The organism is Mycobacterium innocens (genome assembly GCF_900566055.1).
GTDB lineage: Bacteria > Actinomycetota > Actinomycetes > Mycobacteriales > Mycobacteriaceae > Mycobacterium > Mycobacterium innocens.
The window spans coordinates 1-23,083 of record NZ_UPHQ01000051.1 but is presented as its reverse complement, the minus strand read 5'-3'; the positions used below and the strand labels follow the sequence as shown (position 1 = coordinate 23,083).

Annotated in this window: 22 protein-coding genes and 1 pseudogene; 6 read left to right on the top strand and 17 right to left on the bottom strand. The window is 65.6% G+C overall.

The window, feature by feature from the left end:
• Position 1: 1 nt before the first annotated feature.
• On the bottom strand, positions 2-391 hold the full coding sequence (locus EET03_RS06225; RefSeq protein ID WP_036419022.1) for a type II toxin-antitoxin system VapC family toxin: 390 nt from the start codon (positions 389-391) through the stop codon (positions 2-4).
• Positions 388-624, bottom strand: coding sequence for a type II toxin-antitoxin system Phd/YefM family antitoxin (locus tag EET03_RS06220; RefSeq protein ID WP_075543384.1), 237 nt, complete (start codon positions 622-624; stop codon positions 388-390). Before EET03_RS06220 ends, EET03_RS06225 begins: the two co-directional genes overlap by 4 nt.
• A 153-nt stretch (positions 625-777) precedes the next feature.
• On the opposite strand from EET03_RS06220, the gene EET03_RS30080 reads away from it, so the two are divergent.
• Positions 778-939, top strand: coding sequence for a hypothetical protein (locus EET03_RS30080; RefSeq protein ID WP_167470593.1), 162 nt, complete (start codon positions 778-780; stop codon positions 937-939).
• Between the two features lie 25 nt (positions 940-964).
• Here the strand turns inward: EET03_RS30080 and EET03_RS06210 are convergent, their stop codons facing one another.
• The 9 genes from EET03_RS06210 to EET03_RS06170 all read right to left on the bottom strand — a co-directional run bounded on the left by EET03_RS06210 (position 965) and on the right by EET03_RS06170 (position 12,414).
• Entirely contained in the window at positions 965-4,210 is a 3,246-nt protein-coding gene (locus EET03_RS06210) for a PPE family protein (RefSeq protein ID WP_099194020.1), read from the bottom strand.
• 387 nt (positions 4,211-4,597) lie between these two features.
• A complete protein-coding gene (locus tag EET03_RS06205) occupies positions 4,598-6,484 on the bottom strand; it encodes a PPE family protein (protein WP_099194019.1) in 1,887 nt (628 codons plus the stop codon).
• Between the two features lie 192 nt (positions 6,485-6,676).
• Positions 6,677-7,114, bottom strand: a complete 438-nt coding sequence (locus tag EET03_RS06200) for a hypothetical protein (protein WP_075543388.1) — start codon at positions 7,112-7,114, stop codon at positions 6,677-6,679.
• Between the two features lies 1 nt (position 7,115).
• The gene (locus EET03_RS06195; protein WP_075543389.1) at positions 7,116-8,393 is read right to left on the bottom strand and encodes a DUF58 domain-containing protein; all 1,278 of its coding nucleotides are present in this window, start codon (positions 8,391-8,393) and stop codon (positions 7,116-7,118) included.
• A complete protein-coding gene (locus EET03_RS06190) occupies positions 8,377-9,354 on the bottom strand; it encodes an AAA family ATPase (RefSeq protein WP_075543390.1) in 978 nt (325 codons plus the stop codon). The genes EET03_RS06195 and EET03_RS06190 overlap by 17 nt, the downstream gene beginning before the upstream one ends.
• 27 nt (positions 9,355-9,381) lie before the next feature.
• Complete coding sequence (locus EET03_RS06185; RefSeq protein ID WP_063471428.1) at positions 9,382-9,864, bottom strand: hypothetical protein; 483 nt, start codon at positions 9,862-9,864, stop codon at positions 9,382-9,384.
• Entirely contained in the window at positions 9,861-10,820 is a 960-nt protein-coding gene (locus EET03_RS06180) for a DUF4129 domain-containing protein (protein ID WP_075543406.1), read from the bottom strand. The genes EET03_RS06185 and EET03_RS06180 overlap by 4 nt, the downstream gene beginning before the upstream one ends.
• Before the next feature lie 86 nt (positions 10,821-10,906).
• Entirely contained in the window at positions 10,907-11,815 is a 909-nt protein-coding gene (locus EET03_RS06175; protein ID WP_075543391.1) for an SDR family NAD(P)-dependent oxidoreductase, read from the bottom strand.
• Positions 11,812-12,414, bottom strand: coding sequence for a TetR/AcrR family transcriptional regulator (locus EET03_RS06170; protein ID WP_075543392.1), 603 nt, complete (start codon positions 12,412-12,414; stop codon positions 11,812-11,814). Before EET03_RS06170 ends, EET03_RS06175 begins: the two co-directional genes overlap by 4 nt.
• A gap of 43 nt (positions 12,415-12,457) precedes the next feature.
• Here EET03_RS06170 and EET03_RS06165 point away from each other — a divergent pair, with 43 nt between their 5' ends.
• The 3 genes from EET03_RS06165 (at position 12,458) to EET03_RS06155 (ending at position 16,269) form a co-directional block, all read left to right on the top strand.
• On the top strand, positions 12,458-13,594 hold the full coding sequence (locus tag EET03_RS06165; RefSeq protein WP_075543393.1) for a phosphotransferase family protein: 1,137 nt from the start codon (positions 12,458-12,460) through the stop codon (positions 13,592-13,594).
• On the top strand, positions 13,594-14,709 hold the full coding sequence (locus EET03_RS06160) for an Rv3169 family protein (protein ID WP_075543394.1): 1,116 nt from the start codon (positions 13,594-13,596) through the stop codon (positions 14,707-14,709). Before EET03_RS06165 ends, EET03_RS06160 begins: the two co-directional genes overlap by 1 nt.
• Positions 14,710-14,922: 213 nt before the next feature.
• Complete coding sequence (locus EET03_RS06155; RefSeq protein WP_063471433.1) at positions 14,923-16,269, top strand: flavin monoamine oxidase family protein; 1,347 nt, start codon at positions 14,923-14,925, stop codon at positions 16,267-16,269.
• On the opposite strand, the gene EET03_RS06150 is transcribed toward EET03_RS06155, so the two are convergent.
• Positions 16,264-17,226, bottom strand: coding sequence for an alpha/beta fold hydrolase (locus EET03_RS06150; RefSeq protein WP_075543395.1), 963 nt, complete (start codon positions 17,224-17,226; stop codon positions 16,264-16,266). The genes EET03_RS06155 and EET03_RS06150 overlap by 6 nt on opposite strands.
• 170 nt (positions 17,227-17,396) lie before the next feature.
• Between EET03_RS06150 and EET03_RS06145 the strand changes: the two genes are divergently transcribed.
• Positions 17,397-18,743: a flavin monoamine oxidase family protein gene (locus tag EET03_RS06145; protein WP_082274721.1), complete on the top strand. Its 1,347-nt coding sequence runs from the start codon at positions 17,397-17,399 to the stop codon at positions 18,741-18,743.
• 18 nt (positions 18,744-18,761) lie between these two features.
• Here the strand turns inward: EET03_RS06145 and EET03_RS06140 are convergent, their stop codons facing one another.
• The 5 genes and pseudogenes from EET03_RS06140 to EET03_RS06120 form a co-directional block, all read right to left on the bottom strand.
• Positions 18,762-19,139 carry a nuclear transport factor 2 family protein gene (locus EET03_RS06140; protein ID WP_075543397.1) on the bottom strand — a complete coding sequence of 126 codons (378 nt, stop codon included), beginning with the start codon at positions 19,137-19,139 and terminating at the stop codon, positions 18,762-18,764.
• 51 nt (positions 19,140-19,190) lie between these two features.
• Entirely contained in the window at positions 19,191-19,919 is a 729-nt protein-coding gene (locus tag EET03_RS06135) for a DUF2652 domain-containing protein (protein WP_075543398.1), read from the bottom strand.
• A gap of 124 nt (positions 19,920-20,043) precedes the next feature.
• Positions 20,044-20,277 carry a hypothetical protein gene (locus EET03_RS06130; protein WP_063471442.1) on the bottom strand — a complete coding sequence of 78 codons (234 nt, stop codon included), beginning with the start codon at positions 20,275-20,277 and terminating at the stop codon, positions 20,044-20,046.
• Between the two features lie 199 nt (positions 20,278-20,476).
• A complete protein-coding gene (locus EET03_RS06125; protein ID WP_063471443.1) occupies positions 20,477-20,968 on the bottom strand; it encodes a DUF5994 family protein in 492 nt (163 codons plus the stop codon).
• 458 nt (positions 20,969-21,426) lie between these two features.
• Positions 21,427-21,975 (bottom strand): annotated as a pseudogene (locus EET03_RS06120) (citrate/2-methylcitrate synthase); the annotation flags it as partial.
• Between the two features lie 337 nt (positions 21,976-22,312).
• Here EET03_RS06120 and EET03_RS06115 point away from each other — a divergent pair.
• Positions 22,313-23,083 (top strand): transposase (locus tag EET03_RS06115; RefSeq protein WP_208649008.1); only part of this gene is annotated, 771 nt, incomplete at its 3' end.

Genomic DNA, 23,083 nt, shown 5'->3' with positions numbered 1-23,083 from the left:
TTCAGACCTTCATGGTCGGAGTGAGGGCAGCCTGCAGGATGCGAACGTCCCGGGTCGCGATCGTTAGGTTGCGCCTGAGCGCTTGTGCGACGACGACGCGGTCGAAGGGATCCCGGTGCTCCCAGGGTAGTCGCGCCGCCAAGATGCCATCTTGTGAATCAATAGCCAGCTCAGAAGCGCTCATGTCCGCAATGACCTCACTCCAGGTTGATAGAAGTGCGTCACCGTCGAGTCGACCAAGGCGTGTCTTGATGCCGATCTCCCACGCCGAACCGGCGGTCACCCAAAGGTTGGTGTCAGAGCGCGACAAAACACTCAGCGCGTCGGCGTCCAGCCTCGCTGGCTCGCTGACCAGCCAAAGGAACGTGTGAGTGTCAAGCAATACGTTCATGACACGTTGTCTTCCCAGGCGGCAAGCTCTGACTCAGGTAGCGGATCGTCAAAGTCCTCGGGTACCACCAGATTCGGAAATTGACCGAACCGCCGCGGCACGGGCTGGATAGGGACAAGCATGGCGACAGGTCGACCGTAATTGGTGATCGTGATCGAGGCGCCGGTGCGCTCAACTTCGGCTAATAGGGCATTGAGCCGATTCTTTGCTTCGGTGCTCGTCACTGTCTCCATGTCAGCCATACTAACGCTGTAAGGCTTTCTGGCTAGCTACGCTAGATCGAATAGCTGACAATGCCGCTCAACCATGCGCCCGGCGTGGCGTCGCAGCGGGTGAACCGGCGGAGTGCAATATGGGCATCGCCTGCGGTGCCGACGGAAGCGCCGGTGCCCGATTCGGCAGGGCGGGCGCAGGATGCCCGCCAGCCCGGTTCTCAGACACTGATTGAAATGCGCCGCGCTGCCGTTGCCGGAGTATGCAGTGTTGTTGGCATCGCGCCGCATCCGGTGCCCGGCCTGGCCGAGCACGCCGCCCAGTCGTTGTACTGAGTCAGACCGCCGGATCGTCCACGCTTTAGTGGAAGAACCCCGACTGGCTGTCACCGGTGTTGAAGCCTCCGGAGCTCAGCGTGCCCGAGTTCTGAACGCCCGAGTTGTCGTTACCCGAGTTGCCGACGCCGGCATTGTCACTGCCGGAGTTGGCGATGCCCGTGTTGGCGATGCCCGTGTTGAAGAAGCCCGCTAGCCCGCCACCGCCCGAGTTTTGGACGCCGGACACATAGGCGCCCCCGGTCGTGTTCTGGAAGCCGGAGGTATCGGTGCCCGAATTGTAGAAGCCCGACATGTTGGTGCCCGTGTTGCCGAAGCCCGACACCGAACCGGGTTGGTCGATCGAGCTGCCGAAGCCCGTGTTCACGCTGCCCGCATTGAACAGCCCGGTGTTGAGGTCTCCCGAGTTGAACCAGCCCGTGTTCTCGTTGCCCGAGTTGAACCAGCCTGTATTGACGCCGTCCCCGGCGAAGCTGTTGAAGCTGCCGGTGTTTCGCGTGCCCGAGTTTCCGAAGCCCATGTTGTCAAGGCCCGAGTTGCCGGCCCCCACGTTGAAGCGTCCGGCATTCCCGAATCCGAAGTTGCTGTCGCCCCCGTTTCCGAAGCCCGTGTCCCTGCTGCCGGTGTTCCAGAAACCGGTGTCGACGCTGCCGGAGTTCGCGAAACCGTAGTTAGCGTTGCCCGAATTGAACAAGCCGACGTTGTTGTCTCCGGAGTTGAAGAACCCGATGTTGTTGTTGCCCGAGTTCCCGAAGCCGATGTTGTTGGTGCCCGCGTTCAACCCGCCGATGCCGATCATGTTGTCGCCGGTGAGCCCGAACCCGATGTTGTTGTTGCCGTGGTTGCCAAAACCGAAATTGTTGTTGCCTAGGTTGCCTAAGCCCAGGTTGTGGGAGCCGTGGTTTCCACTGCCCACGTTGGAGCTGCCGAAGTTCCCCCCGCCGAAGTTGAAGCTGCCCCGGTTTCCGCTCCCCATGTTGCCGTTGCCGAAATTCCCGAAGCCGACGTTACCGCTGTTGAGGTTTCCGAAGCCCAGGTTGAGATCGCCGAAGTTGCCGATGCCGAAGTTGGTATTGCCCAGGTTGCCGCTACCCAGGTTGAAGAAGCCGCGGTTTCCGCTGCCCAGGTTGGCGTTGCCGAAATTTCCGCTACCGAAGTTGAAGTCACCGGCATTCCCGCTACCGAAATTGAAGTCGCCGGTGTTTCCGCTGCCCGGGTTGAAGTCGCCGATGTTGCCGATGCCCAGGTTCCAGTTGCCGGTGTTCCCGAAGCCGGTGTTGATGCCCGGAATGCTGATCGCCGGCACGGACAGGTGGGGCAACGCCGGAATGGCTACCGTCGGCAAGATCCCCTGCAAAAAGCCCGACTGATTGTCACCGGTGTTGAAGAACCCCGAGCTGAACATGCCCGCGTTCGCGACACCCGACACCAGCTCACCGGAGTGGGCCAGGCCAAAGTCGTTGGTGCCCTTGTTGAACAAGCCCGAGTTGATCGTGCCCGAGTTGAACCAGCCCGCATCGCCGTCGCCCGAGTTGCCGATGCCCGAATTCAAGCCGAGGCCCGTGTTCGTGTTCTGGAAGCCCGAGGTGGCGGGGCCGGTGTTATTGAAGCCCGAGACGTCGGTGCCGGTGTTGTTGAAGCCCGACACCGATCCGGGTTGGTCGATCGAGCTGCCGAGGCCCGTGTTCACGCTGCCGGCGTTGAACAGGCCCGTGTTGGTGGCGCCCGAGTTGAAGAAGCCGGTGTTGTTCGGGCTCGAGTTGAAGGAGCCGGTGTTTCCGCCCGGTGCGGGGAAGGTGCCGCCGCCGGAGTTGAAGTCGCCGGTGTTGAAATCGCCCGAATTGAAGAAGCCCATGTTGTCGGAGCCCGCGTTGCCGGAGCCCACGTCCTTGATGCCCCCGTTGCCGAAGCCGAAATCAAGGTTGCCCCCGTTCCCGACGCCGGTGTTCCAATTGCCCGCGTTCCAGAAGCCCGTGTTGATATTGCCGGAGTTCGCAAATCCGTAGTTGCCGTTGCCCGAGTTGAAGAAGCCCACGTTGTTGTCACCCGAGTTGAAGAACCCGATGTTGTTGTTTCCCGAGTTCCCGAAGCCGATGTTGTTGGTGCCCGAGTTCAGCCCGCCGATGCCGATCAAGTTGTTGCCGGTGAGCCCGAAGCCGATGTTGTTGTTGCCATGGTTTCCGAAGCCGAGGTTCTTGCTACCGAAGTTGCCCAAGCCGATGTTGTAGGAGCCGTGGTTGCCGGAGCCCACGTTCATGGGGCCCCAGTTTCCGAAGCCGAAGTTGTTGCTGGAGTGGTTTCCGCTGCCCAGGTTTGCGCTGCCCCAGTTTCCGAAGCCGAAGTTTCTGTTGCCGTCGACGGGTCCGGTGTTGCCGCTACCGAAGTTGAGATCGCCGCGATTGCCGTTACCGAGGTTGAGGCTGCCGAAATTTCCGTTGCCCAGGTTGAAGAAGCCTCTGTTGCCACTGCCCAGGTTTCCGTTGGCGACGTTTCCGCTGCCCAAGTTGGCGTTGCCAAAGTTTCCGCTGCCGAAGTTGAGATCTCCGTGGTTTCCGCTGCCCAGGTTGTAGTTGCCGATGTTTCCGATGCCCAGGTTCCACGCACCGGTGTTGCCAAAGCCGGTATTGATCGCCGGCAGAATCGACGCCGCGGCAGCCCCCACCGGGCTAGCGGCCACCGCCGAGCCGACTGCAGCAGCGGCCGCCCCAATCGGGCTGGCCGACACCGCGCCGGCCACTTGGCCCGCCAAACCTTGCAGCACGCCCCGCCAGGGCGCTAACTGCCCGGCGATCACCGACACCCCGCTGTGATAGCCGGCCATGGTGGCCACCGCTGAGGCCCACATTCCCTCGTACTGAGCCTCGGCAGCCGCAATCGCCGGTGCGTTCTGCCCGAACAAATTGGACAGCACCAACTGCACGAACTGATTGCGGTTGACCGCCACCAGTATCGGCCGGACCATCGCGGTCCGCGCGGCTTCGAACACACTGGCCACCGCTTTGGCTTGGGCAGCCGCCCCCGCCGCCCGCGCCGCCGCCGCGGTCAGCCATCCCGCATACGGAGCCGCCGCCGCGGTCATCGCCTGCGCCGCCGGACCCTGCCATGCCTGACCCGCCAGCCCGAACGTCACCGACGAAAACGACGACGCGGCAGACCCCAACTCAGCAGACAACCCGTCCCAGGCCGTCGCGGCTTGCAACATCGGGGCCGAACCGGCACCAGAAAACATTCGCAGCGAATTGATCTCCGGAGGCAACACCGAAAAATTCATCGCGCCCGTCCCTTCCAAGCCCCGGCCATCATCGGCCGATCGGCGAAAACCGAGCATCGCCCGAACGCGTTCGCGTTCAACAGGGCCTTCCGACCCTAGTCATGAGGCCGAAAGTTCAGAGGCTAATGCGGTGCCGTGGCAGACATGTGGACGTCGCGGTACTTGGTCTCCGCCACCGCGCTGGATAGCCCACGGCGAGCCGTGCCTTGGGTACGACCGCCACCAAGAGAGCCGAATGTGCGCCGGCCTCCGGAAACGCGTTGCGTTGCGCTACAACGGGGGTTCGCTGTTTCGGCCCGTTCCAACAACCGATCTGCGGCGGGTACGAAACCGGCGCAGCACCACGGCATCTTTAGCCGACGAACCGAGACCCGGATACCCGTTCCGTTAGAGCTGACCGAGGATACCCGCCTGATTGTCGCCCTGGTTGAACAAGCCCGCACTGCCGTCACCGGAGTTCCCAACACCGGAGCTGCCAACGCCCGAGTGGAAGAGGCCCGAGCTGAAGCCAGTCATCGCCGTGTTACCGATGCCATAAACGAAGGTGCCCGAGTTTGCGATTCCGGTGTTGTCATTGCCCGAGTTGAACAGGCCCGTCTGGCCGACACCCGTGTTCTGGAATCCCGAGCTAAAGTCGCCGCGGTTCTGGAAGCCGGATGTGAAGTTGCCCGAGTTGAAGAAGCCCGACACATTGTTGCCCGTGTTGCCGAAGCCGGACGAGGTCGCACCCGCCGGGGTGGCCGCGCTGCCAATCGCCGTGTTGAAGTCGCCGGAGTTGAACAGGCCCGTATTGACGTTACCGTAGTTGCCGAAGCCCGTGTTCGCGTCGCCCGCGTTGTAGAAGCCGGTATTCAGGCTGCCCGAACTGAATCCGCCGGCATTGTCGAATCCCGAGCTACCAAGGCCCAGGTTGGCTCCGCCCGCGTTCCCGAAGCCCACGTTGTTGCTGCCGGCGTTCGCGGCACCGAAGTTCAGGTCGCCCGCGTTGCCGAAGCCGGTGTTGATCGAGCCCCCGTTCCAGAAGCCCGTGTTGATGTCGCCCGAGTTGGCGAAGCCGAAGTTGCCGGTACCCGAGTTGAAGAAGCCGAAGTTCCCGTCACCGGAGTTGAAGAAGCCGATGTTGTTGTCGCCCGAGTTCCCGAAGCCCATGTTGTTGACGCCGGAGTTGAAGGCGCCGAAGCCGACCTGGTTGTCACCGGTGAGCCCGAAGCCGATGTTGTTGTTGCCGAGGTTGCCGAAACCGAAGTTGTTGTCGCCGACGTTCGCGAAGCCGATGTTGGAGGAGCCGATGTTGGCGCTACCTATGTTGAATGCGCCCTGGTTCGCATCCCCGAAGTTGTTGCCGCTACTGAAATCGAACGGGTTAAACGTGTTGCCACTGCCCAGGTTTCCGCTGCTGCCGAAATTTCCGAAGCCGAAGTTCCCATTACCGAAGCGGTTTCCGCTGCCGAAGTTGAGATTGCCGAGGTTGCCCCAGCCGAAGTTGGTGTTGCCAGTGTTTCCGCTGCCGAAGTTGGCAAACCCGAAGTTGCCGCTACCCGAGTTCAGGTTCCCGATGTTTCCGCCGCCAAGGTTGAGGCTGCCGAAGTTCCCGTTGCCCAGGTTAAACGAGCCCTTGTTGCCGCCACCGACGTTCCAGTCGCCGGTGTTTCCAAGACCCGTGTTGGACAACACAATCCCAAACGGTGCCGCGGCCGGTGACGCGGCCGCCGCACCGACGGCCGACGCTGCCGCCTGACCCAGGCCCGGCAACCCGGACAGCGCCTGTTGCCACGACTGCAACGCCGATGCTGCCGTCGCCGCCCCACCGTGATACCCGACCATCGCGGACACATCCGCGGCCCACATCTCCTCGTAGATGCCCTCAGCAGCCGCGATCAACGGCGCGTTCTGACCAAACACGTTGGACAGGACCAGCTTCACGAAGGCATTCCGGTTCGCGGCCACCTCGACCGGATGAACCATGGACGACCGCGCTGCCTCGAACGCACTCGCCACCGCCTTGGCAGACGCCGACGCTCCCACCGCCCGCGCCGAGGCCGCCTCCAAGAATCCCGCGTATGGTGCCGCCGCGGCGGCCATGGCCGCTGCGGCGGCACCCTGCCACGCCTGGCCAGTCAGCCCCGAGGTCACCGACGTGAACGACTGCGCCGCCGTGCCCAGCTCCTCAGCCAACCCATCCCAGGCTGCGGCCGCCTGCAGCATCGGCGCCGACCCCGCACCGGTAAACATGCGCAGCGAATTGATCTCTGGGGGCAAGACAAAGAAGTTCATCAGCTAGTCCTTTCGTCCGGTCGCCACACCGCATTCCTCCCCGGGCAGCGCAACGGACGCCTGAGCTTCGGGCGACCGTGCACAGCACTACACCGGTTATCGCAGACTTTAGGAAAATCGCCGCGCGAATGTGGGAGTTCCGTCAAATTCGTTGAACATTATTGCTGACAGCAACATCGACCGGGTCCACACTCAGCCGATGAACGGGCGGGCGGCCAGCACGTAGATCGCCACCACCGCCACCGGTGCCACCAACGGCAACCACGGCACCTGCAACGGGAATGACGTCGCGACCAATCCGGCAACGGCGAATCCCGCGGCGGACACGATCGTCGGCAAACTGCCCACCACGAGACCGATGGCGTGCCGGCACACCAGGTAGGCGGCTGCGCATAACCCCGACAGTGCGGCAAGCCCCTGCGATGGGTCCGACATCACCAGCACCGACACCGACAGCAGCACAGCAATCGTTGCCGCCGGCCGAAACGCGATCCCCGCCGCCACGGCAAGAGCGGCCGCAGCCCCGGCGGCAACGGCCGGCCCGTGCGACCCGACGACGGCGGATGCCACCATCAGCAGGCCGAACAACGAGGACCCGACGCGGCTGACCTGACCGGCGGATAAGCCCATGTCAGTGCCTTCCCGCCAGCTGTCCGCGCCCCCGACGACGGCGATCCGGCAAGGTGCCCATCGACTGCTCCAACGGACGATCCCCCTGCCAGGACAGCACGTCGACACCGACGGTGGCCATGTCGCGATACATCGCGGAGCGCTGCAGCGCCCACAGTCGTACCACCAGCGGATCCTGCTCGCCCTCGAACGGAGAGCCGTCGAGAACGTCGACGGCAACCACCACATGGCCGCGTTTGCGCAAGTCGATGAGTGCCAGCGCGAATTCGGTGTCGAGCAAGGTGGAGAACGCGATGACAATCGCCCCGGCCGGGACGGCAGCACGCGGCGCCAATGTCCCGGTAGTCCTTTCGAACCCGTCGCCGGTGCCCAGCACGGTGTCGAGGACTCGATAGAACTGGCGCTGGCCGATGTCAGCGCCCAGCCACCGGGGGCGGTTGCCGCCGAGCGCGACGATCCCGGCGCGGTCACCGTTGCGCAGTGCGGTCTGGACCACCTGAGCAGCGCCACGCGCGATTCGCTCGGTGGCCTCGGTCGCCGGGCCCGGCGGCTGCCGATAGGTGTCGATGAGCACGACCACGTCGGCGGCGCGGTCGGTCAACCGCTGCGTCACGTGCAATCGGCCACGCCGCGCGCTTACCGCCCAATTGACGGCGCGCAGCTGGTCGCCCGGCACGTAGGGGCGAATGTCTGCGTATTCCACGCCCGGGCCGATGTGCCGGGTGAGGTGGGCACCCAGACGGTCAAGCAATTCGGTCTGCGGAATCGCCGTGGGCTGCGGCGGTGTCAGCGGAAAGACCACGACTTCCGCTGCGTCGACGGTTGCCGTCCCGGTCAGTAAACCGCCGCGCGCGACCACGTCGACCCGGGCCCGGATGGGATAGCGCCCCCATCGCGGCGCCGACGCGGCAACCATTCTGGCTGGGCGGCAATCCGATTGGAGAACATCGAGCTGCATACCGGTAGGTGCCGAGACCGTCACCTCGACCGGCTCCGACCCGGTTTGAGCGGTGGAATCCGTTGTGGCCCAAACCTTGACGTGTGCCTGCTCATTCTCGAAGCAGCGCTGCGAATCCGGCTCGCCGTGCACCTGGACGGCCGGGACCGGTCGCTGCCAGTAGATAGAGCACAGCACGCCGAGCAGCGGCGCCGCGAACGCGATCAGCTGCCAGCGACCGCCGATGACGGCAGCCGCCAGCGCCGCTGCCGCACCGGTAGCGATCGCCAGCGTCAACGGTGAGGCGCGCCAGCGCAACTCGACTTCACGCGTCTGGATCATTCGTCCCATTGGTTCGCGGAACAGGCAAGCGCCGCAACAGTTCTCCGACGACGTCGGCGCCCTGTACCTTCCGCACCCACATCTCCGGACGCAACGTGATCCGGTGTGCGATGCACGCGGTGGCCAGCGCCTTGACGTCCTCGGGGATCACATAGTCGCGTCCGAGCAGCAGGGCGCGGGCACGCGCGAGTTGGACCAGGTCGAGTTCGGCTCGCGGACTGGCGCCGACGGCGACCTGGGGATGATGCCGCGTCGCGGTGGCCAGCGACACCACGTAGTGCAAGACGTCCTCGTGGACGGTCACCTGCTCGACCGATTCCCGCATCGCCAGCAGGTCGTGCAGGTCGACGACCTGGTTCACCGTCGGTTCGGCCGACCCGCGGTCGAGACGACGGCGCAGCATCGCGATCTCGTCCCGCTCGGAGAGGTAGCGCAGCTCCAGCCGGATCGCGAACCGATCCAGCTGTGCCTCGGGCAGTGGGTAGGTGCCCTCGTACTCGATCGGGTTGTCGGTGGCCAGCACGATGAACGGCGTGGGCAGCTTGTGCGTCTTGCCGTCGATGCTGACCTGGCCCTCGGCCATCGCCTCGAGCAATGCCGCCTGGGTTTTCGGCGGCGTGCGGTTGATCTCGTCGGCCATCAGCAGGTTGGTGAAAATCGGCCCGGGGCGAAACTCGAAGCGGCCCGACTGCATGTCGTAGATCGTCGAGCCGAGCAGGTCGGCCGGCAGCAGGTCGGGCGTGAACTGCACTCGCTTGAATTCCAGTCCCAGCGCTGCGGCGAAGGACCGTGCGATCAGCGTCTTGCCCAGACCGGGCAGATCCTCGATGAGCACATGACCGCGCGCCAGGACGGTGGTGAGGATCAGCGTGAGCGCGGCGCGTTTGCCCACCACGACGCGTTCGATTTCGTCGAGCACCGCCTCGCAGCGGGCCGTCGTGGTCGCGACCGGCATATTCATGATCGGGTCACATTCGTCCTACCAGCGTCATACCAGCTCGAATTTTTCCAGTATCGCCTCGAGCGCCTCGCGGCCGGGACCGGGCTGATGCGCACCGGAGCGCACGACGTTGTTGGGGTTGACCCATTCCCACAACTCGGCGCCGAACATCATCTGGCCCGTGGCATGAAACGCCGCCGGGTCTTTGGCCAGCCGTTGACCGGTCGCGATTTCATATCGGCGCGCAAGCATCGGACGCAAGTGCCGGTCCCAGTCCGCGCGGGTGGATTCCGACCACCGGATCGTGGTCTCGGTGTTCGACAGCCAGCGGCGCAATCCGTCGCCGAGATCGTCGTGCTCGGGCTCGACGGCCGGCGATGATCCGCGGCCGAGGACACGGCGGACATTGAGCAACACCAGGCCCACCGCCACACCGGAAGCCGCGAGCACGAACCGGCGATCCTGCACGATCAACCCCAGCAGCTCGATTCCGACGATGAGGCAAACACCCAGGACGACAAGCTTTTTCACAAGGCAGCTCCCTGGGTGCGGGGCGCCAGTTCGTCGAGCACCAGCCGAAGGACCCGGACCGCGAGTTCCCGGTGCCCCTCGTTCATCACGTGCGGACTGAACCGAGCCTCGGCGAACAGGTTGACCAGCTGTCCGGCGTTGTCAGCACGCAGGACACCGTGCGCGACGGCGCGGGCCAGCACCTCGGTGGGGGTGTCGAAGTCCTGGGGAACGGCACCGGGAACGTTGGCGAGCTCCCGCTCCATGGCCGCGTAGCAGGCAATGATCGCCTCCCGCGGCTCGCGATCGAGATCGGTCATCTCGGCCAATCCCAGTTCGGCGGCCCGAGCCAGCAATTCCGGCCCCTCGGCCGGCCCCGGGAACTCGACGTCGTCGGCGGCGACGCTCGCCGGGGGTGCGCCGCGCCAACGCCGTCGAGCCATGACGGCTGCCGCCACGACGATCATGATCAACAGCGGAACCGTGTACGCGAGCAGGATTTCCAGGGTGTGTCCGGGATTGTCCGGCGGGTGCTGCCTCGGCGGCGCCGCGGGGCGGGGCGCCGGCGGTGGCGCGCTCTGATCCGCCGAGGGCAGCGAGGAAGCCACTTCCTGCGGCACGACCAGGCGAGCGAGCAGCGTCGCGACCAGCAGCCAGGCCACGATCACGCCCAGCCCGATGAGCAGCACCCGCCAACTCGGCCGTCCCTTGCCGCCGCCGAGCAGCTCGGACAGGTTCCCCGCACTGGGCGCCTGCGCGCGTGGATCACGCAATCGCGCGATCATCGCGAACGCCATCAGCGCGACACTCGCGCTCAGGGCGACGATCACGAACGTCAGCGCCGCCCGGCCGCTACCCGGCTCCGAGCGGGAGCCGCCGTCGGCAGCCGGCAGATAGCCACGCAGGGCAGCGGCGACCAGGATCAACAGCAGGATCAGGGCGACAACGCGTCCTGTCGGCTTGTCGATACCGGGCATCTGGCACACCTGCCTGCCGCCGCTGGCGGCCTGGGATTTCTTCATACTGGCACGCCAAAGACCCCTGTCGCCACCAGCGGCCGAAGTTACTGCTCCCGACTATTCCCGCCGGATTCCCGCCGGAACGGCCGGAAGCTGCCGTCGAGAACCTCGCGGTGGCCGATCGTGCGCCCGGTGACCACGGCCGCATCAACGAGTGCCAATTCCACTGCCGCCCTGGCGAATTCATCCGCCGGGGCGGTGTCGGCGAATTCCCGGGCGTAGTAGGCCAGCCCCGGAGTGAGGATGGGCTTCGACGGCGCCAGCGCGTTGACCGCGACGTTATGGCCGGCGAGATCGAAGGCCGCGCATTGGGTCAGATGCTCGAGCGCCGCCTTGGCTCCGCCGTATCCGGGCAGGACCCCGCCACTGCGATCCGGATAGGGCCCGTCGCCGGGTAACCGGGAGGCCACCGAGGTGATGTTGACGACCCAGCCGCCGCCCGCCGCGATCATGTCGGGACAGGCGAGTTGCATCAACTCGTAGGCAGCGAACACCGAAATCTCGAAGTGCCGGCGATAGGCGGCCAACGGGATACTGAGGAATCCGGGCCAGCCGGGTTTGCCGTCGGTCGGCCTGGCCGGCTTGGCCGGCTTGGCCGGCTTGGCGCGCGGTTGCGCGCCCGGCACCGGCGGGCGGCCGGGCGCGGTGAACGCCGCATTGTTGACCAGGATCGTGATCGGCCCCAACGCATCTCGCGCATGGGTCACCAGCCGTGCGACGTCGTCGCGCTCGGTCAGGTCGGCCCGCACCGCGATCGCGCGTCCGCCGGCCGCCTCGATATCGGCCACGGTTTCACCGATGGTCCCGGGCAGCCGGTCGTCCCACACCTGCTCGGTGCGCCCGGCAACGGCCACCGCCGCGCCCTCGGCCGCCAAGGCCAACGCGATGGCACGGCCCAATCCCCGGCTGGCGCCGGTGACGACCGCACCGCGGCCGGCCAGCCGCCGCGTCACCGGGTCACCCCGTGCACCAGGATCGCGGCGGTCTGATCCACCCACGTGTCGTCGAGCTTCTCGTCCGGGCGCAGCAGCATCCGCAGCATCGTGGCTCCCCCGATCAATTCGATCAACCGGTCCGGGTCGACGTCGGGATGCGCCTCACCGCGCTCGACAGCCTCCCGCAACCGCGCCCGCACGGCGACGAACAAGTCGGTGAAGCGTGACATCACCCGGGCGTTGAGCTCTGCATCGGCGGTCATATCGGCCACCAGGCCGGGTAACGCGGCCCGCACCACCGGGGTGGTGAACACGTCGCGGGTGGCGGCGAGCATCATCGCGATGTCGGCGGCGATATCGCCGGCCGGAGCCTGCAATGCCGTGGGGGCCACCGGGAATGCTGCCTCGTGGACCAGTTCGGCCTTACTCGACCAGCGCCGGTACAACGCCGATTTCGTGGTCCCGGCGCGTTCGGCGACCGCGGCCAGGCTCAGGTTCGAATAGCCGATCCGCACAAGCAGTTCCGCGGTCGCCGCCAGGATCGCCGAATTGATGCGCGGGTCGCGGGGCCGCCCGGCGCCCGGGGCCTTGTCAAGTGAGGACGGGTCTGCTTTCATAACGCTACCTACCGTATCGTAATTACCGCGCGAGGGAAGACCTGTGGCCAACGAACCGGCGATCGGGGACATCGACCGCCTGCAGCGCTCGAGTCGTGACGTCACCACCCTGCCGGAGGTGATGTCGCGATGGCTGTCGACGGTGTTGCCCAGCGGCGCCGCACCCGAGGTGAGCGTGGAAAGCGGCGTCGACTCCACCGGCATGTCGTCGGAAACCATCATTCTGACCGCGCGCTGGCATCAGGACGGCCAGCCCATCGAGCAGAAACTGGTAGTCCGGGTGGCGCCCGCCACCACGGATGTGCCGGTGTTCCCCACCTATCGACTCGACCACCAATTCGAGGTGATACGGCGAGTCGGCGAACTGACCGATGTCCCGGTCCCCAACGTGCGCTGGATCGAGCCCACCGGCGACGTGCTCGGAACTCCGTTCTTCCTCATGGATTACGTCGACGGCGTGGTGCCGCCCGACGTCATGCCCTACACCTTCGGCAACAACTGGTTCGCCGACGCTGCGGCCGAACGTCAACGTGAACTACAGGACGCCACGGTCGCGGTGCTCGCCACGCTGCATTCGATCCCCGACTCCGAGAACACATTTGGATTTCTGGCCAAGGATTTCCCCGGTGATACCGCGCTGCGCCGGCATTACAACTGGGTTCGCGCCTGGTACGAGTTCGCGGTACCCGACATCGGCCGATCTCCTTTGCTGGAGCGGACGTTCGACTGGCTCAACGACAACTGGCCGCACGAAGCGGCTGCACGCCAACCGGTGCTGCTGTGGGGGGATTCCCGGGTGGGCAACGTCATGTACCGCGACTTCCGGCCGGTGGCGGTGCTGGACTGGGAAATGGTCACGCTGGGCCCTCGCGAACTCGATGTCGCGTGGATGATCTACGCGCACATGGTCTTTCAAGAGCTGGCCGCCTTGGCGACGCTGCCGGGGCTGCCCGAAGTGATGCGCGAAGACGACGTCCGGGCCACCTATGAACGGCTTACCGGCGCAGAACTTGGTGACCTGCATTGGTTTTACGTGTATTCGGGTGTCATGTGGGCATGTGTGTTCATGCGTACCGGCGCGCGCCGCATTCACTTCGGCGAGATCGACAGACCCGACGACGTCGAATCGCTGTTCTACCACGCCGTTTTGATGAAGCGCCTTATCGGAGAGGACGACTGATGATCGGGCCACTCGACGAATATCCGGTACACCAACTTCCCCAGCCGATCGCCTGGCCGGGTTCCTCCGACCGCAACTTCTATGACCGCTCCTACTTCAACGCCCATGACCGCACCGGAAACATCTTTGTGATCAGCGGTATCGGCTACTACCCCAACCTGGGAGTAAAGGACGCATTCCTGCTGATCAGGCGCGGGGATACCCAGACGGCGGTACATCTTTCCGACGCTATCGACCAGAACCGGCTGCGCCAGCACGTCAACGGCTATCGCATCGAGGTCATCGAGCCGCTGCGCAAGCTGCGCCTCGTCCTCGACGAAACCGAAGGCATCGCAGCCGATCTCACCTGGCAGGGGTTGTTCGACGTCGTCCGGGAACAGCCGCACATACTACGGTCCGGCAACCGGGTGACGCTGAATGCACAACGGTTCGCCCAGCTGGGCAGCTGGAGCGGCCGGATAGCGATCGACGGCGAAGAGATCGCGGTGGACCCCGCCACCTGGATCGGCAGCCGCGACCGGTCCTGGGGCATCCGGCCGATCGGTGAGCCCGAGCCGGCCGGCCGGCCCGCCGATCCGCCATTCGAGGGCATGTGGTGGCTGTACCTGCCGATGGCGTTCGACGATTTCGCGGTCGTGCTGATCATTCAGGAGGAACCAAACGGATTCCGCTCGCTCAACGACTGCACCCGGGTGTGGCGCGACGGCCGCGTCGACCAGCTGGGCTGGCCGCGGGTGACAATCCACTACCGCTCCGGCACGCGGATCCCCACCGGGGCGACCATCGACGCGACGGCACCCGACGGCACCCCGGTGCATTTCGACGTGGAGTCCAAGTTGGCGGTGCCCATCCACGTCGGCGGCGGCTACGGCGGCGATTCCGACTGGCTGCACGGCATGTGGAAGGGCGAGAAATTCGTCGAGCGGCTGACCTACGACATGACCGATCCGGCGATCATCACGCGGTCCGGCTTCGGCGTCATCGACCACGTCGGCCGGGCGATGTGCCGCGACGGTGACGCCGAACCGGTGGAGGGCTGGGGTCTATACGAGCACGGGGCGTTGGGACGCCACGACCCCTCGGGGTTCGCGGACTGGCTGACGGTTGCACCGTAAGTGCGCCGTAACCGGGGCGCCGGCTACCGCACCTTCGACGTCAACGCCCGAGCTGCGGTTCACTGTCCCAAGGACAGTGCCGATGTAGTGCCGTCGGATGTTGGGTCCACAACGGTAGCCGGTCGGGTTTGGTCACATCAGTCACTCGAGTCACCGGGCGTCGGGGTGTTGGTTTTTCCGACGGATCCGCCGAAATGCGGTTGACTAGAGGACGTGACAAACCCACGCTGGATTGTCGACGTGGTCATAGTGGGTGCCGGCTTCGCCGGACTGGCGGCAGCCCGCGACCTGGCCGCTCAGGGCCACGACGTGCTGGTACTCGAGGGCCGCGACCGCGTCGGCGGCCGCTCCCTCACCGGCAATGTCGCGGGATTGCCGGCGGATATGGGCGGCACGTTCGTCGGGCCCACTCAAGACGAGGTCCTGGCCCTTGCCGACGAGCTGCGAGTTCCGACCATCCCGACCTACCATGACGGCAAGAACGTCATCCATTGGCGGGGCGCCGTGCGCCCGTACAGCGGTACGATCCCGAGGCTTTCGCTGGCCGGACTGCTCGACATCGCCCGGTTGCGCTGGCAATTCGAGCGGCTGGCCCGCGGCGTGCCGATATCGGCGCCCTGGGAAGCGCGACGAGCGCGCGAACTCGACGGCGTGTCACTGGGTCAGTGGTTGCGCGCGGTACGCGCCACCGCGTCGTCGCACGACCTGATGGCCATCATGGCCCGGGTGACCTGGGGTTGCGAACCCGAAGACGTGTCCATGCTGCACGCCACCCGCTATGTGCGCGCGGCCGGCGGCCTGGACCGGCTCCTGGACGTCGAAAACGGCGCCCAGCAGGATCGGTTCGCCGGCGGCACCCAGCAGATCGCCGATTTGGCGGCGGCTCAGCTGGGAAACCGGGTGGTGCTGGACGCGCCGGTGCGTCGCATCGATCGGCACGGTGCCGGTGTGACCGTCACCTCGGATCAGGGACAGGCCGAGGCCGGGTTCGTCATCGTCGCGATCCCGCCCGCACACCGTGCGGCCATCGAGTTCGCTCCCCCGCTGCCGCCTCAATACCTGGAACTCGCCCGGCATTGGCCTCAGGGCCGGTTGAGCAAGGCCTATGCCGCGTATTCGACGCCGTTCTGGCGAGCCAACGGATTCTCCGGCCAGGCCTTGTCGGACAATGGCCCGGTATTCATCACCTTCGATGTCAGCCCACATGACGACGGGCCGGGCATCCTCATGGGTTTCGTCGATGCCCGCGCATTCGACTCGCTGCCCACCGAGCAGCGCCGCCGCGACACGCTGCGGTGCTTCGCCTCGCTGTTCGGCGACCAAGCGCTCAAGCCCCTCGACTACGCCGATTACCGTTGGGGCAGCGAGCAATTCGCGCCCGGCGGTCCCACCGCCGCAGTGCCGCCCGGTTCCTGGACCAAATACGGGCGGTCGCTGCGCGAACCGGTTGGGCCGATTCACTGGGCCGGCACGGAAACCGCGGATGAATGGACCGGCTATTTGGAGGGCGCCGTCAGGTCCGGTCGGCGTGCGGCCACCGAAGTCTCCGCACTGCTATGAGCTGATCCGCCGGACCGCGGAATTCCGCGTGACCGATTCGGCCAGGGTGCGCAAATGGCGGTTCACCTCATGGTGCTGTTCCAGCATCGAGCAGTGGCCGCCAGGCAACTCGACGAGATCGAAGACATTGGGTGCGGCACTGGCGATTTTGCGGGACTGACTGATCGGCGTCAGCCGGTCGCGCTTGCTGCCGATCACCAGGGTCGGCACCGTCAAACCGTCGAGGTTGATATGTCGAGGCCCCAGTTCCTGTACCAGCATCCGCGCACAGCCGCCGCGCCCTGCCGGTGAGGTCTGCGCGAAAAGCTCATAGACCAGCCGCGCAGTGCTCGGGTGGGCATCTGCCCCGACGGCCATCATCGCGACCATGAGCTGAGTCGGTATCCGGACCGCGCCAGGTATCCGAAATCCCCCGAACGCGTTGATCAAGCCGCGACCGGCCAGCACTCGTGCCGCCGACAATTCCCGTGGCACCGACAGCAACTTCACCTTGCTGAGCAGGTCGCCGGTGGTCGTGTTGATCAAGGCGACCGCGTCGGCGCGTCGGAGTACCTTGTGGCGATAGCGTTCCGACCAGGCCGAGATGGTGATCCCGCCCATCGAATGCCCGGCGATCAATGCCCGCTCGTGCGGGGCCAGCGTCGCGTCCAACACCGAATCCAGGTCGGAGGCAAGGTGTTTGAGGGTGTAGCTGCCGCGTCGCGGGATGCCGCTGTGCCCGTGTCCGCGGTGGTCGAAAGCGATCACCCGATAGTCGGTGGCCAGGTCGGCGATCTGATATGCCCACACCCGGATGGAGCAGACGAAGCCATGCGTCAAGACGATCGGATAGCCGTCCGGCGGCCCGAACACCTGGGTGTGCAACGGAGTCCCGTCGGCCGCGCGAACGGTCAAGCTGCGACTGGGCGGCAACGCATCGGGCAACTGGTTCGGCACACTGCCGCGGGTGGACTTCATCGCCGCTCCCCCCTTCGAACGCGGCTTCGTCGCCGCCCTCCGGATGCAGCCGAGTTTACCTGACGGTAATGTGGGGCCGGTCACATTTGCGTGAATACGATCTGGTAACGACGCTGAGCAGCCGGCGTTTCGGGATCGTGCGGGTGTGAGACGCTGACAGCGTGTCCCAGATGTCCCGCCGGCGGTTCTTGGCGGCAACGGCGGGTTTGACCTGCGCCGTCGGGACCGGCGTGACGGCCGGGTGCGCCAAGGCAGTCCCTCCGGACAACAAGGCGGTCCTGGTCATCGGCGCCGGAATGGCGGGGTTGGCCGCCGCGCGCAGTCTTGCCGACGCGGGTTGGCCGGTGCGGGTGATCGAAGCCCGCAATCGGATCGGCGGCCGGGTGAATACCACCCGCGACTGGGGTCCGCCACTGGAAATGGGCGCCTCGTGGATTCACGGCACGACGAACAACCCGCTGGTGGAGTTGGCGCGCCACGTACAGGCTCAACTCGCGCCCACCGACTACAACCAGCCGGCCAAGCTGGCTATCGATCCTCGTCTAGGGCCGATCGAGTACCGCCAGGCGACCTGGCACGCGCTGCTGGGGCAGGCTCGTGACGAGGTCGACGGCGGGAGTCTGGGCGCCGCCCTCAACGCCCAGGCGGAGCGCGACGAGTTGTCCGATAGCGAACGCGCCCAATTGGCCTACTACGTCAACACCGAAATCGAAGACGAGTACGCCGCGGATGCAGACCAGCTCTCCGCCACGACGTTCGACAAAGGCACGTACACCGGCGGACCCCAGGTGGTCATCACCAGCGGATACGATGCCGTGCCACGCTCACTGGCCGACGGGCTTCCCGTCGTCCTCAATACCGTGGTCACAGCGGTGGTGCGACAAGGCAATTCGGTGATCGTGCGAGCCGGTGACCGGTCCTTCGAAGGACCCGCCGCGATCCTCACCGTTCCGCTCGGCGTGCTGCAAGCCGGAGCGATAACCTTCGATCCGCCGCTACCGGATGGACACGCACACTCCTTGCGGGCGTTGGGATTTGGCGTGCTGTCCAAGAGCTACTTCCGCTTCGCGCAGCGGACCTGGGACCTGGAAAACGCGTTCTACCAATTTCTGGGCGCCGACGGCGGCATGTGGGCGCAATGGCTGACGTTGCCGGCCGCCGCCGGACCGATCGTGTTGGCTTTCAACGCCGGTCACCGCGGCCGGCACGTGGAGTCCTCGGCACCCGGTGAGTTGATGGCCTCCGCGCTGCCCATCGCCCGGCAGTTGTTCGGCAACGACGTCGCGCTCGTCGACGTCAAATCGTCGAACTGGACCGTCGATCCCTATGCCCTTGGCTCATACTCGTTCCACGCGCCGGGTTCCGGTCTCGACGATCGCCGCCGGCTGCAGGAACCGATCGACGACCGGCTTTACCTCGCCGGCGAGGCCGTCGGCGAGGACAATCCCGCCACCGTGCACGGCGCCTTGCTCAGCGGCCGACACGCTGCGGCCGAATTGATGCACCGGCTGCAGTGACGTTGCCCGCGTGGCCGGTCAGTAGTCTTCCAGCGCGGCCACGTTGCGCCAACTCGGCCATGTCGTCTCCCAGATCCGATGGATTCGACCGTTGCGATACGCGGCGATGAGCACAACCTCTATTCGGGTCGGCTGCTCGCCGAGGCGAGACGTGGTGATCCACAACCGTCCCGCCACCTTGTCGGCGGCCACCACCCACGCCTGCTCGTCGTACTCGACCGCGTAGCTGATGTCGGTGGCATAGACATTGCGGTGGCTGTCGCGGAATTCGGCAAAACTCTGACTCAGCCCGTCGGAGTACATCACAAAGTCGGGGTCGTAGTAGTGCTCGAACAGATCAGCGTTCTTGGCCACAACCACACGGTCGAACATCTCGCGAAGCAGCACCACCGACACCGGCCGATCGTAGCCGAGTTCGGTCAGTGCTACGACTGCCGGCCGCCCGACTTACGCGGGCAGCTCTTGAGCGCCGCGATCAAGGTTGTGGAACTGCGCGCAGGGCTCTTTTGCCCCCAGCATGAATGGCAATGCCTTCGCCCCAAACCCCAGCTTCGCCGAGAACCGGCCAAAGAAGCCGCGTTCCACCACCACGGGCCGCACCTCGGACGTGGCGAGATCGATATAGTACGTCGCCGTTTGGCCGATGCCCTCGAAATCGTGGGTCAACGCAATCGAGAGTTTCCGCATCGACTCATCGAGGCAAGCGGCCACAACGTCGGTCATCAGCACATACTCCGACACCGGCACCAGGTTCTTCAGCATCCGGTGCACGAGAATGACGTCGAAGCCGGCGAGTTCGACCCGCCGCTTGACCTTCTGCTCGGCGACTTCGCCCTCGTGAGTGACGAACTTGAGCGACAAGTTGTCCAGTTGCGAGCAGCTCTGGCAGTCGCAGGCGATGTCTTTCTTCAGCCTTTCCCGCCGCGCCAGGAAGGCTTGTCGCATGGTCGTTATCCGTTCGCACACAACGACTTCGGGGTTGCCGCCGGGCGCCCAGAAGAACGCGGCATCACCCTCCAGCTTGGCCAGCTTGAGACCTTTGCCGGCGTCGATCACCGCTTCGAGCAGCTCGGCCACCGTCTGCTGCGCGTGGACCAGGTGCATGCGGTTCCACGTCATGTAGTGCGTGTATCCGCCGATATCGGCAATGAGTAACACGGCGCGCCTAACGGCCATGAAATCAGGATTTTAGCGGTCTGACCCGGCCCAGTCGATGCTAACTAAAGCCCGCCGGTGCGCGACGATCGTTGGCGCAGGCGCAATCGCCTCGGCGACACTGCGCCGCAGCCCTGCGATGCGGTCAGGAAGCCTTGGTGTACCTGCGGACCAATTCGCCGTCCCCGAAGGTGCTCATGTAGTCCAGGCCGGCGTCGTCGCGGCCAAAAAACGTCCATTGCTTCGGGCTTCTATTCGGCTCGCTGATCAGCTTGACCTTGAAGGGAACGTGGGTCGAGCGCACGGTGCCGATGACGTCACCGATCCGGATCTCGGACGGATGAATCTCCGGCGCGTCCCGCCAGTCCTGTATAGCCATGTCGTACATCCTTTCTTATGAGCGTCGGCGCGACGCATTCAAAGCGCAAACCCGCACCGAGCATGATGTGGGGCGCGGTGGTGGGTTGCCCACGCGTCCGAGGACCAACGAGGTCCCCGGCTCGTCACGGTCGGACCGCACGTCGAAAAATGTTGCTGCTGCGCGGCGTTGCGCGGTCGGGGAGGTACCCATCAATCCGTCACGACTGCAAATCGGCCGGAGCGGCGTGCGCGGCTCCATCGTCCGGGACATGCTGACCGCAGAGTGCGCTCTCGGCACGAGCGGCCCGCAGGATGTCACCGCAGGTCTGGAATTCCTGGGTGTCCCGATCCTGACCCATGGCGGGCAGTCCCGCGCATCTGCGTAACACCATCTTGGCCAGTGCAGCGGACGTGCGGCACGGTACCACCAACAGATTCGCCGAGGCCCGGCTGCCGGTGATCGTCATCAGTCGCTGGCGTGCGACAACCCGGCCGCGCTCACCCCGGTCACCTACCCCGGGACGGTTCAGCGCATCGAGATCTGGTGAGCACTCCAGCGAGGACCAGTTGACGGTGATGGTGGTGATCTTCCCCAACCGCGTGCGCAGGGCATCAACCAGCTCGGGAAGTTCGCGCGCTATCGAGGCCGTATGCGGCCACCACGCCCCGTCCAGCGGCGCACCCAGTTCCGTCGCCAAGGCAACCCGCACCGGGCTGGCCAGGCGCCGACCGCCCACTGCTCCGTTCATGGCGTCGACATTGCCCCGACGGGAACCACCCGCGTTATACGGCCGTAGCCCAGCGACATCGTCACCGCCACCAGTCGACCCGCGCGCAACTCGCGATGATCCATCGACGACCCCTTCACTTCGGCCTGACCCGGCACACACGTGTGGGGATCGACAAACGAAGCCAATCCAGACTCTTGGTTGCGACGCGGTCGCGAACCCGAGATCAGAGCTGGCTACGAAAGAAAACCTCACTATGGACACTACACCCACGGCGGCGGTAACCGCACCGGGTTGAGTGATCAGGTGACGACCCGGTCGGTGTTGCTTCCGGGCCCGCCGCGCCTAGTCGCAGTCCATGATTCGACTGCTGCGTGCCGTGCCCGCGCCACCGGTTGGTAGGCCGCGCGACGCGGTCCCGGCCGGAGGTCACCGGCCTGCTATGCATCGGTCGGCGTGAGCGGGCGTTGCGGTGGTCCGACGTATGGGCTCAGCGCCCGGATCAACGCGTTGGAGGCGGTCTGCTCCATGACATGAACGGTCCGTCCGGTGATCCGGCTCATCACAAAATTGGGGTAAAGCAACCGATGTCGAAGCCCATCAGGTGATATGCGGCACCGGCGGGAAAGTCCAGATCCGGCTTTATCCCAGTCGCGGCCAACATATCCCGCCCCAGGATGTGGTAGATGTCGAGCCACCGCTGACCATCTCGCGCGGCGGCCACGCTCATCAGGGACTGCTCCATGGCCGGCACCCGTAAGTCGCCGTTCTTGTAACACCAGGTGACCGAATCCCATGACCTCCTGGTTGCGGGCAAGTTTGTAGGTTAACCACTCGGATGTCCTTGTAGCAGAGTCTATTCCAGACATTCCACGCATCACCGCCTGGTTGGCGCCACCCCGCGGCGGACCCTTGACCGCCCCGTCGGCCGCCGTGACCACACTGTAGATATGAGAGCCGGCGGAGGTACCCACCCGCGCCGCGAAGGTGTCTCACCTTCGTTCACACCGACAGCGCAGCAGACATCTCAAACCGTCAGCCCGCCAAGCTATTTCACTTCTCTCGCGCCCAGGCGCAGACCGGTAGGCATCGACCCGGATCCAGTACCAACCTGCCTTACCCGCCAGCTGTCATTCCCTGAGCTACCGGCAGCGCCGCGACCAGCGGTGCCCATACCGGCAAGGGCGGAGTTTCCTCGTCTCCACCCGCGGCACCCGCCTGGACGCTGAGAACCTCTCCAACACCTTCACCGGCCTGGTCGACGCGGCCGGCATCACCGTCTCGTCGGGACGACAGCCACCTAGGCTGCACTACGTACGGCACTCGTTGACCCACGACCGGGGCGCGGTGTTGCGGGACGTGGCGGTGTCGATCGCGGGCGGCGCGGAGAACCTGGCCGGTACCGCGGTGCTGCGGGATCAGGAACGGCTGTTCGGGCTGGTGGCGTCGGTCCCGACGATGTGGCGGTCGCTGAACGAGATCGACCACCAGGGCATGGCCAGGATCGCGCTGGTGCGCAACGGGGTCCGGGAACGGGTGTGGGAGCTGATCGAGGCTCGGCATGGCGCGATCCCGCCTTCGCGGACCTGTTATGGGGACCTGGGTGCGGTGGTCGTGATCCGCATTGCCGCCTCGCTGGCTGAATCGCATTCCGGCAAGCAGCACGCTGCGGGGAATTTCAAGGGTGGCTACGGGTTTCACCCGCTGTTAGCGTGGTGCGATAACACCGGCGAACTGCTGGCGGTGATCTGCCGCCCCGGCAATGCCGGGTCGAACACCGCGGCCGATCACATCGCGATCATCGATGCGGCGATCGCCGCGATCCCGGCGAAGTGGCGGCGCAACCTGTTGATCACCATCGACGGGGCGGGCTCAAGCCACGCCGTGGTCTTGCACCTGCGCAAACTGAACGCCCGCCCGGGCTGGTCGGTGGCCTACTCGGTCGGGTTCGACCTTGACGAGCGGGCCCCGGTCGCGATCGGGCAGATGCCCGCCGCCGGGTGGGAGGCGGCGCTGGACCCGGCCGGGCTGGCCCGCGACGACGCGCAGGTGGCCGAGCTGACCGGGCTGTTGCGCGAAGGCGCCGACGGCGACCGG

Excerpts from the sequence above, each read along its gene's own strand:
- EET03_RS06225 (WP_036419022.1), bottom strand. The coding sequence starts at position 391 with ATGAACGTATTGCTTGACACTCACACGTTCCTTTGGCTGGTCAGCGAG.
- EET03_RS06190 (WP_075543390.1), bottom strand. The coding sequence starts at position 9,354 with ATGAATATGCCGGTCGCGACCACGACGGCCCGCTGCGAGGCGGTGCTC.
- EET03_RS06170 (WP_075543392.1), bottom strand. The coding sequence starts at position 12,414 with ATGAAAGCAGACCCGTCCTCACTTGACAAGGCCCCGGGCGCCGGGCGG.
- EET03_RS06210 (WP_099194020.1), bottom strand. The coding sequence starts at position 4,210 with ATGAATTTTTCGGTGTTGCCTCCGGAGATCAATTCGCTGCGAATGTTT.
- EET03_RS06205 (WP_099194019.1), bottom strand. The coding sequence starts at position 6,484 with ATGAACTTCTTTGTCTTGCCCCCAGAGATCAATTCGCTGCGCATGTTT.
- EET03_RS06130 (WP_063471442.1), bottom strand. The coding sequence starts at position 20,277 with ATGGCTATACAGGACTGGCGGGACGCGCCGGAGATTCATCCGTCCGAG.
- EET03_RS06180 (WP_075543406.1), bottom strand. The coding sequence starts at position 10,820 with ATGCCCGGTATCGACAAGCCGACAGGACGCGTTGTCGCCCTGATCCTG.
- EET03_RS06195 (WP_075543389.1), bottom strand. The coding sequence starts at position 8,393 with ATGATCCAGACGCGTGAAGTCGAGTTGCGCTGGCGCGCCTCACCGTTG.
- EET03_RS06150 (WP_075543395.1), bottom strand. The coding sequence starts at position 17,226 with ATGAAGTCCACCCGCGGCAGTGTGCCGAACCAGTTGCCCGATGCGTTG.
- EET03_RS06160 (WP_075543394.1), top strand. The coding sequence starts at position 13,594 with ATGATCGGGCCACTCGACGAATATCCGGTACACCAACTTCCCCAGCCG.
- EET03_RS06145 (WP_082274721.1), top strand. The coding sequence starts at position 17,397 with ATGTCCCGCCGGCGGTTCTTGGCGGCAACGGCGGGTTTGACCTGCGCC.
- EET03_RS06135 (WP_075543398.1), bottom strand. The coding sequence starts at position 19,919 with ATGGCCGTTAGGCGCGCCGTGTTACTCATTGCCGATATCGGCGGATAC.
- EET03_RS06200 (WP_075543388.1), bottom strand. The coding sequence starts at position 7,114 with ATGGGCTTATCCGCCGGTCAGGTCAGCCGCGTCGGGTCCTCGTTGTTC.
- EET03_RS06220 (WP_075543384.1), bottom strand. The coding sequence starts at position 624 with ATGGAGACAGTGACGAGCACCGAAGCAAAGAATCGGCTCAATGCCCTA.